At 71.8% G+C, this 11,986-nt stretch carries 11 protein-coding genes; 6 read left to right on the forward strand and 5 right to left on the reverse strand.

Features of this window, described 5'->3' with window-relative positions:
- The first annotated feature begins 4 nt into the window (after window positions 1-4).
- Window positions 5-652, forward strand: a complete 648-nt coding sequence (locus tag ACFVQG_RS33795) for a thymidine kinase (protein ID WP_383390994.1) — start codon at window positions 5-7, stop codon at window positions 650-652.
- A gap of 30 nt (window positions 653-682) precedes the next feature.
- Here the strand turns inward: ACFVQG_RS33795 and ACFVQG_RS33800 are convergent, their stop codons facing one another.
- On the reverse strand, window positions 683-1,486 hold the full coding sequence (locus ACFVQG_RS33800) for a VOC family protein (RefSeq protein WP_383390996.1): 804 nt from the start codon (window positions 1,484-1,486) through the stop codon (window positions 683-685).
- 308 nt (window positions 1,487-1,794) lie between these two features.
- On the opposite strand from ACFVQG_RS33800, the gene ACFVQG_RS33805 reads away from it, so the two are divergent.
- Window positions 1,795-2,646 carry a sulfurtransferase gene (locus tag ACFVQG_RS33805; protein WP_383390999.1) on the forward strand — a complete coding sequence of 284 codons (852 nt, stop codon included), beginning with the start codon at window positions 1,795-1,797 and terminating at the stop codon, window positions 2,644-2,646.
- A gap of 55 nt (window positions 2,647-2,701) precedes the next feature.
- On the opposite strand, the gene sepH is transcribed toward ACFVQG_RS33805, so the two are convergent.
- The 3 genes from sepH to ACFVQG_RS33820 form a co-directional block, all read right to left on the reverse strand.
- Window positions 2,702-3,739 (reverse strand): septation protein SepH, encoded by a 1,038-nt coding sequence (gene sepH, locus ACFVQG_RS33810; RefSeq protein ID WP_383391002.1) that lies wholly within the window; start codon window positions 3,737-3,739, stop codon window positions 2,702-2,704.
- A gap of 426 nt (window positions 3,740-4,165) precedes the next feature.
- Entirely contained in the window at window positions 4,166-5,485 is a 1,320-nt protein-coding gene (locus tag ACFVQG_RS33815) for a D-arabinono-1,4-lactone oxidase (RefSeq protein WP_383391005.1), read from the reverse strand.
- Window positions 5,445-6,692 carry an MFS transporter gene (locus tag ACFVQG_RS33820; RefSeq protein ID WP_383391006.1) on the reverse strand — a complete coding sequence of 416 codons (1,248 nt, stop codon included), beginning with the start codon at window positions 6,690-6,692 and terminating at the stop codon, window positions 5,445-5,447. The genes ACFVQG_RS33815 and ACFVQG_RS33820 overlap by 41 nt, the downstream gene beginning before the upstream one ends.
- 255 nt (window positions 6,693-6,947) lie before the next feature.
- Here ACFVQG_RS33820 and ACFVQG_RS33825 point away from each other — a divergent pair, with 255 nt between their 5' ends.
- Together ACFVQG_RS33825 and ACFVQG_RS33830 are read left to right on the forward strand one after the other, a co-directional pair.
- On the forward strand, window positions 6,948-8,075 hold the full coding sequence (locus ACFVQG_RS33825) for a ferrochelatase (protein WP_383391009.1): 1,128 nt from the start codon (window positions 6,948-6,950) through the stop codon (window positions 8,073-8,075).
- Window positions 8,076-8,083: 8 nt separating this feature from the next.
- A complete protein-coding gene (locus ACFVQG_RS33830; protein ID WP_383391011.1) occupies window positions 8,084-8,899 on the forward strand; it encodes an inositol monophosphatase family protein in 816 nt (271 codons plus the stop codon).
- A 259-nt stretch (window positions 8,900-9,158) separates the two neighbouring features.
- On the opposite strand, the gene ACFVQG_RS33835 is transcribed toward ACFVQG_RS33830, so the two are convergent.
- A complete protein-coding gene (locus ACFVQG_RS33835; RefSeq protein WP_383391014.1) occupies window positions 9,159-9,332 on the reverse strand; it encodes a hypothetical protein in 174 nt (57 codons plus the stop codon).
- Window positions 9,333-9,779: 447 nt separating this feature from the next.
- Between ACFVQG_RS33835 and ACFVQG_RS33840 the strand changes: the two genes are divergently transcribed.
- Window positions 9,780-10,433 carry a response regulator transcription factor gene (locus tag ACFVQG_RS33840; protein WP_007385219.1) on the forward strand — a complete coding sequence of 218 codons (654 nt, stop codon included), beginning with the start codon at window positions 9,780-9,782 and terminating at the stop codon, window positions 10,431-10,433.
- A 6-nt stretch (window positions 10,434-10,439) separates the two neighbouring features.
- Window positions 10,440-11,684 carry a sensor histidine kinase gene (locus ACFVQG_RS33845; protein WP_383391016.1) on the forward strand — a complete coding sequence of 415 codons (1,245 nt, stop codon included), beginning with the start codon at window positions 10,440-10,442 and terminating at the stop codon, window positions 11,682-11,684.
- Window positions 11,685-11,986: the final 302 nt, after the last annotated feature.

An 11,986-nucleotide genomic window follows, 5' to 3' on the forward strand; every position in this document is an offset into this window, starting at 1 on the left:
CCCCATGCCCGAGCTGGTCTTCTTCTCCGGAACCATGGACTGCGGGAAGTCGACGCTGGCTCTCCAGATAGAGCACAACCGCTCCGCGCGGGGCCTGGCGGGCATCATCTTCACCCGCGACGACCGCGCGGGCGAGGGCAAGCTGTCCTCGCGGCTCGGCCTGGTCACCGACGCGGTGGAGGTCGAGGACGGCATGGACCTGTACGCCTACCTCGTCGACCACCTCTCGCAGGGCGGGCGCGCGGACTACGCGATCGCCGACGAGGCGCAGTTCCTGGCGCCGGAGCAGATCGACCAGCTCGCGCGGGTGGTCGACGACCTCGGTCTCGACGTGTACGCCTTCGGTATCACGACCGACTTCCGCAGCAAGCTCTTCCCCGGCTCGCAGCGGCTGGTGGAGCTGGCCGACCGGGTCGAGGTGCTCCAGGTCGAGGCCCTGTGCTGGTGCGGCGCGCGGGCCACGCACAACGCCCGCACGATAGGCGGCGAGATGGTCGTGGAGGGCGCCCAGGTGGTCGTCGGCGACGTCAACCCGTCCGAGGCAGTCGGCTACGAGGTGCTGTGCCGTCGCCATCACCGCCGCCGGATGACCGCCGCCACCGCCCGCGCGGCCACCCTCTCCCCGGACGTCCTGCCGGTGCCGCCCGCGTAGACCCGTCGTCGGGTGCCCGCCCGCCGGGGCTCAGCGCGACGGCCGCAGCAGGGAGAAGTGGGCCCCCTCCGGGTCGGCCACCGTGGCCACCCGGCCGTGCTCGCCGTCGCGGGCCTGCGTGACCACCTGGCCGCCCAGGTCGACGACCCGCGTGAGCGCCTCGTCCGTGTCGTCCACCTCGAAGTACGTCACCCAGTGCGGCCCCCGGTCGCGCGGCAGGGTGTTGCCCACGCCGTGGATACCGGCGACCGGACGGCCGTCGATGAGGAGGGTGACGTAGTCGAAGTCGGCGGAGACCACCGCCTCCTCCTCGTAGCCGAACACCGACTCGTAGAACTTGGCGACGCCGACCGTCTCGAAGGTCAGCAACTCGTTCCAGACGGGCGTGCCCGGCACCCCGGTGACGGCCGTGCCGCGGTGCGCCGCCGCCTGCCAGACGCCGAAGACGGCGCCGGACGGGTCGGACCCGATCGCCATCCGCCCGGCCTCGGCCGCGTCCAGCGGACCCACCCCGATCGTGCCGCCGCACAGCCGCACCGTGTGGGCGGTCTGGTCGGCGTCGTCCGTGGCGAGGTAGGGCGTCCACGCGAGCGGCAGATGCCGGTCGGGCGGCAACTGCCCGATGCCCGCCACCTCGCGGCCGTGGAGCATGGCCCGCGCATAGGGGCCGAGTTGCTGGGGGCCCGGCTGGAACTCCCAGCCGAACAGGGCGCCGTAGAACTCCTGGGTGGTGGCCATCCCGTGCACCATCAGGCTCACCCAGCAGGGTGTGCCGGGCGCGTACTGGGCGTGCGTCCCGCCGCTTCGGCCGGCCGGCCCCCGTGCCTCGGTCATCGTCACTCTCCTGTCGGCCCCTCGCGGTGGCCGCGTCGCTTCCGCCCTTCGACCCCCGTGCCGATGCTCGCACCCCACGTGGTGCCACGCGCTCCGGGCGCGCCGCCGTGGCCCGTCCCGGTCTCCGTGCCCCGCACCGTGCCCGGTCTGCGGCTTCTCCGTGTTTGCCCGGCTTTCCCTGGGATTGCGGATGTCAGCCTGTTGTACAGCATGTGCCCGATCCCGTACGCCCGGTGATCGGACCTGCCCGGCGGGCAGAGTAGCCGGACACGGACGCCGCGGCCACCCCGTGCGCAAGGATGGTGGGCATGAACGCCATCATCTCCGCACCCGAACTCGCGAGCGAACTGACGGGCGAGAACCCGCCAGTGCTGCTCGACGTCCGCTGGCAACTGACCCTGGCCGCGGCGGCCGGTGCGCCGTCCTTCGACGGCCGTGCCGAGTACGCGGCCGGGCACATCCCGGGCGCCGTCTTCGTCGACCTGGACCGGGAACTGGCCGGGGCGCCCGGGGCGGCGGGCCGTCATCCGCTGCCCGACCTCGCGGAGTTCGGCGCGGCGATGCGCCGGGCGGGCGTGACGGCCGGGCGGCCGGTCGTCGTCTACGACGGCGGACAGGGCTGGGCGGCGGCCCGCGCCTGGTGGCTGCTGCGGTGGACGGGTCACCCGGACGTGCGGGTCCTCGACGGCGGGTTGTCTGCCTGGCGGGGTGAGCTGTCGACGGGGGAGACCACGCCGCCCGAGGGCGACTTCGAGCCCGTTCCGGCGGCCACCGGACTCCTCGACGCGGACGCGGCCGCCGCGCTGGCCCGCTCCGGGGTGCTGCTGGACGCGAGGGCGGCGGAGCGGTACCGGGGTGACGTGGAGCCCATCGACCGGGTCGGCGGACACATCCCGGGCGCGGTCTCGGCGCCCACCACCGAGAACGTCGGCCCCGACGGCCGCTTCCTGCCCGAGGAGGAGCTGCGGGCCCGCTTCAAGGCCCTCGGCGCCGCCGACGGCGCCCAGGTCGGCGTGTACTGCGGCTCGGGCGTCTCCGCCGCCCACGAGGCGCTGGCACTGGCGGTGGCGGGCATTCCGGCGGAGCTGTACGTCGGCTCGTGGTCGCAGTGGTCCTCGGATCCGTCGCGGCCGGTGGCCGTGGGCGCGGATCCGCAGTAACCGACGGCGGGCCCGCGCCCCGGGGGACGCGGGCCCGCCGTGTCGTCTACGCCTGCTACTCCTGCTTCTTGCGCCGGGTGCCGAAGACGATCTCGTCCCAGCTCGGCACCGCCGCCCGGCGGCCCGGACGGACGCCGTCCGCCTCGGCCTGACGGTCGGTGGAGCCGATGAGCCGGTCACGGTGGCTGCCGACGGAACGGGGCATGAGGACGTCCGCGTAGGCGGAACCGGCACCGGCCGAGGCCGCGGGCGCCGGAGGCTCCTCCGCGGCGGGCTGCTCCTCGGGCTCCTCCGGGGGCTCCACCGCCGGACGCTCGGGAACCACCAGGTCGCCCCGGAAGCTCGGCACCGCCTCCAGCAGGCTGGTCAGCGAGTCCCGCTCACCGGCGCTCTCCTCGCCGGGCTCGGGCGGCGCGGGCAGGCTCGGCCGCTCGCGGTCGGCGGAACGGTCCAGCGGCCGCTCGCGCGGGAGCCGGGCGATACGCGGCACGAACGGAAAGCTGGGCTCCGGCGTGCCGAGGTCGTCGGACTCGCCGATCAGCGCACGCGCCTCGTCGTCGACCGCCTGTACGAGCCGCCGGGGCGGGTCGTACGTCCAGCTCGCCGAGTGCGGCTCGCCCGCGACGCGGTAGACCAGCAGCACCTCCCAGGTGCCGTCGTCACGGCGCCAGGAGTCCCACTGGACGGTGTCCTTCTCGGCGCCGCGCAGCAGCAGCCGCTCCTGGACGGCCTCGCCGAGCAACGGGCCGGAGTTCTCACCGGGGCGGCGGACGGGCGTCTTGCGGGCCCGCTCGGCCATGAAGGCGCGCTCGGCGAGCACGGGGCCCTCGAAGCGGCGTACGCGGTCGACGGGGATGCCCGCCATCTGGGCGACCTCTTCCGCGGTCGCACCCGCGCGTATACGCGCCTGGATGTCTCGGGGGCGGAGATGGCTCTCCACCTCGATCTCGATCTGGCCGAGGCGGGGACGGTCGCCGCGCACGGCGGCGCGGAGCCGTTCGTCAATCGGAAGCGTGTACTCCGTTGAGTCCGCAGCCTTCAGCACCAGCCGTGTGCCGTCATTGGAGACGGCCACGACACGCAGTTCGGGCATGGGGACCTCCCGGGTGGTGCCTGCCGACGTCACGTGCGTCGCTGCTTCCGCTAGTCGAGTGTGGCCTGCCCGGGTGCAGCCTGCCACAACCTTGCCGAGTTGCCCGGCGTGTCGGGCGCGGGCCCTGGATCGCCGTTATGGCACGGTTACCTATTCGCAACGCTAAGTGACCAACTACGTCACCCTGTGCAACAAGCCCCCTCCTGGCGGTCCTTGAAGGATCCGGACAGCCTGGCGGGAGACCGGACCCAGGGCTCGCAACAGTACTCCATTTGGGCCACGTGCGTGGATTGGCGCGCCGCCCAACTTCTGGCGAGGGCCGGTACTTGGCCGGTGTTCACCGCTTTTCCCGATCAAGGAAGTGGCGTACTTCACGCGATCCCGGGACGTTCCCCGCCTTTCCCGTCCGGGTCCGGAACCACCGGACTAGGCGCCGAGAACCCGCCGCAAGTAGGCGTTCTGGAACCGCCGCTGAGGATCCAGCCGGTCCCGCAGCGCGGTGAACTCACCGAACCGCGGATAGACCCGGGAGAAGTACTCCGCGTCCCGCGTGTGCACCTTCCCCCAGTGCGGCCGCCCCTCGTACGCCGTGAAGATGCGTTCGGCGGCGGTGAAATAGGCCTGATAGGGCGTCCCCTTGAACAGATGCACGGCAATGTAGGCGCTGTCGCGGCCGGAGGCGGTGGACAGGGTGATGTCGTCGGCGGGCGCCGTGCGCACCTCCACCGGGAAGCTGACCCGCAGCCGGGACCGGTCGATCATGGACTTCAGCTCGCGCAGGGCGTCCGCCACCGCCTCGCGCGGGACGGCGTACTCCATCTCCACGAAACGCACCCGGCGCGGTGAGGTGAAGACCTTGTAAGGGATGTCGGTGTACGTCCGCGCGGACCACGCGCGGCTGGCCACCTGCGCGATGCCGGGGATGACGGCGGGCACGCCACGGCCCACCAGGTTGGCCACCTGCCACACGCCGTTGGAGAGGAACTCCTCCTCGAACCAGCCGCTCAACCGGCCGACCGGCCGCTCGGGTCCGGCGCTGCGGTTGTTGCGCTTGGTGCTGCAGCGGTCCGTGTGCGGGAACCAGTAGAACTCGAAGTGCTCGTTCTCGGTCCACAGTTCGTCGAACTCGGAGAGCACCCGCGCGAACGGCATCGGCTCCTCGCGCGCGGTGAGCAGGAAGATCGGCTCGACGGCGAAGGTGATCGCGGTGACGATCCCGAGGGCGCCGAGCCCGATCCGCGCGGCGGCGAAGACCTCGGGGTTCTCCTTCCGGGAACACGTGAGCACCGAGCCGTCCGCGGTGACCAGCTCAAGGGCGGTGATCTGGGCGGCGATCGAGCCCGAGTCGCGGCCGGTGCCGTGCGTGCCCGTGCTGACGGCGCCGGAGACCGTCTGCTCCATGATGTCGCCCATGTTGGCCAGCGACAGGCCCTCGCGGGCCAGGGCGGTGTTGAGTCTCTTGAGCGGTGTACCGGCCTCAACGGTGACCGTCATGGCCGTACGGTCGATGTCGCGGATGCCGGTCAACAGTTGAGGGCGTATCAACACGCCGTCGGTCGCGGCTATGGACGTGAAGGAGTGCCCGGTTCCGACTGCCTTCACCGTGAGCCCGTCCCCGGCGGCCCGGCGCACCGCGTCCGCCAGCTCGTCGACGGAGGCGGGCGTGACCTCCCGCGCGGGCCGCGCGCTGACGTTGCCGCCCCAGTTACGCCACGTGCCGATCTTCCCGCTCGCTGTGCTGCTCAACGGTGCCTCCCCGACCCTGAGCCGGCCTGCGGAGCCGGCGGTACCCGAGGAAACCGACCGCGACCGCGACAGCCCCGGACACCGCCGGAACCCCGTAACCGGCGCGCGCACCGGCGGCGTCGATCACCCAGCCGGCCACGGAGGAGCCGACCGCGACCCCCACCGCGAGCCCGGTGCTCACCCAGGTCATGCCCTCGGTCAGTTGCGCGCGTGGTACGTGCTCTTCGATGAGGGACATCGTCGTGATCATCGTGGGAGCGATGGCCAGGCCCGCGACGAAGAGCGCCACGGCCAGAAACGGCAAGTTTCCGACCAGTAGGAGGGGGATCATACTCACGCCCATCGCACAGACACCCAGCAGCCACCGGCGTTCCGGCGCCCCCGTGAAGTGCTGCAGCCCGAAAACGGCGCCCGCGGCACAGGAGCCCGCCGCGTACACCGCGAGGACGACACTGGCGGCGCCCTTGTGCCCCTGCTCCTCGGCGAAGGCGACGGTCACCACGTCGACGGCACCGAAGATCGCCCCGGTCGCCACGAACGTCGTCACCAGCACCTGGAGGCCCCGGGAGCGCAGCGCGCTGCCGCCGCCCTCGCCGCCGTGCCGCTCGCGCGGGTGCGGTTCCGGCTCGGTGGCGCGCTGCGAGGTCAGCCAGAAGACACCGGCCGCCAGGAAGCAGGCCGCCAGCAGCGGCCCGGCCTCCGGGAACCAGGCGGTCGACAGTCCGATGGAGATGATCGGCCCGAAGATGAAGCAGACCTCGTCCACCACGGACTCGAAGGAGTACGCGGTGTGCAGCTTCGGCGTCCCCCGGTACAGCGCCGCCCAGCGGGCCCGGATCATCGCCCCGACGCTCGGCACACAGCCGATGCCCACGCACGCGACGAACAGCACCCACTCCGGCCACTCGTAGTGCGCGGCGAACAGCAGCACGGCCGCCGCCGTCAGCGAGAACAGGGTGGCCGGGCGCAGCACCCGCCGCTGCCCGTACTGGTCCACCAGCCGTGAGACCTGGGGACCCGCCACCGCCGCCGACAGCGCGATGGTGGCCGACAGCGCGCCCGCCAGCCCGTACTGCCCGGTTAGCTGGGAGACCATCGTCACCACGCCGATGCCCATCATCGACAGCGGCATCCGCCCCAGGAACCCGGCGGCGGAGAACGCCTTGGAGCCAGGGGCGGCGAACAGGGCGCGATAGGGGCTGGGCACGGAGGTCTCCGGTGGGTCCGCGCCGCGGCCGAGGAGTCGGCGGTACGGCGGTGAAGGGGGGCTCGGTCGAGCGGTCGGCGCCTTCCGGACGACCGCCCCGCCACGCGGCGGGATGGACGCCGCCGGTAAGGCGTGACCGCGGCCGATACAGCTTACGAGTTAGGCAACCCTAATGCACCCGTTCGGAGCAGTGGCCACCGCCTCGGCCACCCCGCCGTTGTCCCGCTGTCAGAGGCGAGTGGCAGGATCGGTGTCATGCCAGACGTGCTCGACGCCACCCCCTACGACGCCCTCCTCCTGCTCTCGTTCGGCGGCCCGGAAGGACCCGACGACGTGGTCCCGTTTCTGGAGAACGTGACACGGGGGCGGGGCATCCCCAAGGAACGACTCAAGGAAGTCGGCCAGCACTACTTCCAGTTCGGCGGGGTCAGCCCGATCAACGACCAGAACCGCGCCCTGCTGGAAGCCCTCCGCAAGGACTTCGCCGACCACGGCCTGGACCTGCCGGTCTACTGGGGCAACCGCAACTGGGCCCCGTATCTGACCGACACCCTGCGCGAGATGGTCCGCGACGGCCGCCGCCGCGTCCTCGTCCTCGCCACCAGCGCCTACGCCTCCTACTCCGGCTGCCGCCAGTACCGCGAGAACCTGGCCGACTCCCTCGCCCAGCTCGAGTCCGAGGGCCTCGACCTGCCGAAGATCGACAAGCTGCGGCACTACTTCAACCACCCCGGCTTCGTGGAGCCCATGATCGAGGGCGTCCTGAAGTCGCTGTCCGACCTCCCCGAAGAGGTCCGGTCCGGCGCCCACCTCGCCTTCACGACCCACTCCATCCCGGACACGGCCGCCGACACCTCCGGCCCCGTCGAAGGCCACGGCGACGGCGGCGCCTACGTCCGTCAGCACCTGGACGTTGCCCGCCTCATCGCCGACGCCGTCCGCGAGCGCACCGGCGTCGACCACCCCTGGCAGCTCGTCTACCAGTCCCGCTCCGGTGCCCCGCACATCCCGTGGCTGGAGCCCGACATCTGCGACCACCTCGAGGAACGGCACGCGGCCGGTGTCCCGGCCGTCGTCATGGCCCCCATCGGCTTCGTCTCCGACCACATGGAGGTCCTCTACGACCTCGACACGGAGGCCAAGGCCAAGGCCGAGGAGCTGGGCCTGCCGGTCCGCCGCGCCGCCACGGTCGGCGCCGACCCCAGGTTCGCCGCCGCCATCCGTGACCTGATCCTGGAGCGCGCCACCACCGAGCGCGGCCAGCGGGTCACCCCGTGCGCCCTGGGCGCGCTCGGCGCCAGCCACGACGTCTGCCCGGTCGGCTGCTGCCCGGCCCGCGCCCCCCGGCCCGCCGCCGCGGGCGCCGACAGCCCCTACGCATGAGGAGCCCCGTGACCGACGCCCTGCACACGGAACTGCTGGGGCTCGCCCACGAGGCGGCCCGCCGCGCGGGCGAGCTGCTGCGGGACGGCCGCCCGGCCGACCTCGCGGTCGCCGCCACCAAGTCCAGCCCGATCGACGTCGTGACCGAGATGGACATCGCCGCCGAAAAGCTGATCACCGACCTGATCTCCACCCACCGCCCCGACGACGGCTTCCTCGGGGAGGAGGGCGCCGCCTCCGAGGGCACCTCCGGCGTCCGCTGGGTGATCGACCCGCTCGACGGCACCGTGAACTACCTCTACGGCCTGCCGACCTGGTCCGTCTCCATCGCGGCCGAACACCGGGGCGAGACGGTCGTCGGCGTCGTGGCGCTCCCCATGCGCGGCGAGACCTTCCACGCCGTCCTCGGCGGCGGCGCCCGGGCCACCGGCGCCTGGTCCGGCGAACGCCGACTGACGTGCCGCCCGGCACCGCCCCTGGACCAGGCCCTCGTCTCCACCGGCTTCAACTACGTCACCCAGGTCCGCGACCACCAGGCCGAGGTCGCCCGCCAGCTCATCCCGCGACTCCGCGACATCCGCCGCGGCGGCTCGGCCGCGGCCGACCTCTGCGACCTGGCCGCGGGCCGTCTGGACGGCTACTACGAGCGTGGCCTGCACCCCTGGGACCTGGCAGCGGGCGACCTCATCGCCCGCGAGGCAGGCGCCCTGACCGGCGGCCGTCCCGGAGCCCGCCCCTCCTGGGACCTGACGGTCGCGGCGACACCGGGCGTCTTCGAGCCGCTCCAACAGCTCCTGGAGGGGTTGGGGGCCTGGCACGACTGACGGCACGGCCGGGACGGCGAGAGCCCACCCACCTTCACTGTGCCGACGCGTCGGCCCGAGGGAGCCGAAGGGGCGCGCCGGTGGGGAGGGGCCGTTGAACGCGCGGAGGTCCGAAGGGCTGAGCACGTTCGGCCCCTCCACACCGGCTGGGGCGCCCCGCAGGCGACCGAGCGAAAAACCCGAGCGAAAGCCCGAGCAAAAAACCCGACCCCCGGCGCTGGATTCGCCGGGGGCCGTACCACTCGCGCCTAAACGCAGGTCAGGCGTTGAAGACGCCGACCTCCACACCATGCTCGGCAGCCAGGCGCCGGAGGTCGTCCAGCTCGCCCTGTTCCACCTCGGCGAGGAAGTCGTCGCCTTCGTCCTGAGCCCGCGTCAGGTCGGACTCGGTCGCCCTTATGCGCTGCAGAAGCCCTGCAGTGAATGCGTCCATGCTGCGCCCCCTCGTCCTGGGTCGTGGGTCGTTGGCACGGGGGTGTGCCGTTCGGAAGGGGCGATCACGTCTCCCGTAGGTGCCCAGCGCTGCCCAGCCGGGCGGCGACGGTGCCGGACACCCACGCCCACTCTGCGAAGCGGCCGCGGTGTACCGCATGGTGTTGCGGTACGAGCAGAGCGTGATCGCGGGGTGTAAAGCGTCCTCCCCCCAGTCCCTCCCGCGGAAACCTCAACCGAGGGAGAAAATCTGGCATTCCCGCGCGCCCCCCTCGGTCCCCAGCGCACCCTCCTGGCACCCTCCCCGGGCCTCCCGCCAAAGCCCCGTCTCCCCGCCTTACAGCCGACTTATGGCCGAAAAGGGCAGGATGGAGGCAACACGCCCCATGAAGCCCTGCCCGCGCGCACCCTTGTGCTACGCGGGTGGACACGAGGAAGGACCAGCGACGTGCGCGTACTCGTCGTCGAGGACGAGCAGCTGCTCGCCGATGCGGTGGCCACCGGACTGCGCCGGGAGGCCATGGCCGTCGACGTCGTGTACGACGGTGCGGCCGCCCTGGAGCGCATCGGCGTCAACGACTACGACGTGGTCGTCCTGGACCGCGACCTCCCCCTGGTGCACGGCGACGACGTCTGCCGCAAGATCGTCGAGCTGGGCATGCCCACGCGCGTGCTGATGCTGACGGCGTCGGGCGACGTCAGCGACCGGGTCGAGGGTCTGGAGATCGGCGCCGACGACTATCTGCCCAAGCCCTTCGCGTTCAGCGAGCTGACGGCACGCGTGCGTGCCCTGGGCCGCCGTACGAGCGTGCCGCTGCCGCCGGTGCTGGAGCGGGCCGGGATCAAGCTGGACCCGAACCGCCGCGAGGTCTTCCGGGACGGCAAGGAGGTGCAGCTCGCGCCGAAGGAGTTCGCCGTCCTGGAGGTCCTGATGCGCAGCGAGGGCGCGGTCGTCTCGGCCGAGCAGCTCCTGGAGAAGGCCTGGGACGAGAACACCGACCCGTTCACCAACGTCGTCCGGGTGACCGTGATGACCCTGCGCCGCAAGCTGGGCGAGCCGCCGGTGATCGTCACGGTGCCCGGCTCCGGCTACCGGATCTGATGCCCCGTGGCCGCCACCCCCGCGCCTCCCCAGGCGCCCCCGAAGCCCACCTGGGACCCCAGGCGGCCGGTCCAGCCGCCGTGGCTGCGCCCGACCATCCGGATAAGGCTCACGCTGCTGTACGGCGGCATGTTCCTGATCGCCGGGATCCTGCTGCTGTCGATCATCTACCTGCTCGCGGCCCAGGCCATCAACACGGGCAACGAACCCCCGTTCAAGATCGTCGACGGTACGGCTATCAAGGTCACCAGTGACGACTGCCCGGCGATCAACAACGCCAGCCTCTCGCTGGCCGCCTTCAACGAGGCGATCAGCGGGTGCATGGACCACCAGCGCCAGGTCGCCCTGGACAACCTGCTCAGCCGCTCCCTGCTGGCCCTGCTCGGCCTCGCGGTGATCGCGTTCGCCTTCGGGTACGCGATGGCCGGAAGGGTGCTGTCCCCCCTCGGCAGGATCACCCGCACCGCCCGCGCGGTCGCCGGGTCGGACCTGTCCCGGCGGATCGAGCTGGACGGTCCGGACGACGAGCTGAAGGAGCTGGCCGACACCTTCGACGACATGCTGGAGCGGCTCCAGCGGGCGTTCACGGCGCAGCAGCGCTTCGTCGGCAACGCCTCGCACGAGCTGCGCACCCCGCTCGCGATCAACCGCACGCTCCTGGAAGTGCATCTGTCGGATCCGAACGCGCCGGTGGAACTCCAGCAGCTCGGCAAGACCCTGCTCGCCACCAACGAGCGCAGTGAGCAGCTCGTCGAGGGGCTGCTGCTGCTCGCCCGCAGTGACAACCAGATCGTGGAGCGCGGGCCGGTGGACCTCGCGGAGGTGGCGGGGCAGGCCCTCGACCAGGTGCGCGGGGAGGCGGAGGCCAAGGGGGTGCGGATCCAGGGCGAGCAGAAGCCCGCGGTGGTCCAGGGCAACGGCGTGCTGCTGGAGCGGATCGCGCTGAACCTCGTACAGAACGCCGTGCGGTACAACATCCCCGAAGGCGGCTGGGTCGAGGTCACCACGGACGTCCAGGGCGGTCAGGCGGTGCTCGTGGTGTCCAACACCGGGCCGGTGGTGCCCGCGTACGAGATCGACAATCTCTTCGAGCCCTTCCGGCGGCTGCGCACCGAGCGCACCGGCAGTGACAAGGGCGTGGGGCTGGGGCTGTCCATCGTGCGGTCGGTGGCGCGGGCGCACGGTGGGCACATCTACGCCCGGCCGCGTGAGGGAGGTGGGCTCGAGATGCGGGTGACCCTGCCGGTCTGAGATCCTTTCGCCGCACACCCGGGACACACCGAGGATGTTCGCTTTGCGCGGAATTTTCTGGGCACTCGGTCTGCTACGTGGTGTGTGATCGATCACAAGGGCGATTTTCCGGCCATCTACTCTCCGTGATCATGTGAGGAGGTGGAAAGCCGGGAAAATCCGGGTTTTCCTGTGGCTTGATCACGGGAAGTACACGGTGGGACCCCTTTGAAGTGCGACCTTTGGACCGTGTACGGTCCCGATCGCCATCCAAGCCGATCACTCATGAGGAGTCCGGTTGGGTGTCGATTGAGTAACAGACC

The sequence above is a fragment of the Streptomyces sp. NPDC057877 genome (genome assembly GCF_042796855.1).
GTDB lineage: Bacteria > Actinomycetota > Actinomycetes > Streptomycetales > Streptomycetaceae > Streptomyces.

Coding starts and splice junctions, on each gene's coding strand:
- ACFVQG_RS33795 (WP_383390994.1), top strand. CDS start 5: ATGCCCGAGCTGGTCTTCTTCTCCGGAACCATGGACTGCGGGAAGTCG.
- ACFVQG_RS33800 (WP_383390996.1), bottom strand. CDS start 1,486: ATGACCGAGGCACGGGGGCCGGCCGGCCGAAGCGGCGGGACGCACGCC.
- ACFVQG_RS33805 (WP_383390999.1), top strand. CDS start 1,795: ATGAACGCCATCATCTCCGCACCCGAACTCGCGAGCGAACTGACGGGC.
- sepH (WP_383391002.1), bottom strand. CDS start 3,739: ATGCCCGAACTGCGTGTCGTGGCCGTCTCCAATGACGGCACACGGCTG.
- ACFVQG_RS33825 (WP_383391009.1), top strand. CDS start 6,948: ATGCCAGACGTGCTCGACGCCACCCCCTACGACGCCCTCCTCCTGCTC.
- ACFVQG_RS33835 (WP_383391014.1), bottom strand. CDS start 9,332: ATGGACGCATTCACTGCAGGGCTTCTGCAGCGCATAAGGGCGACCGAG.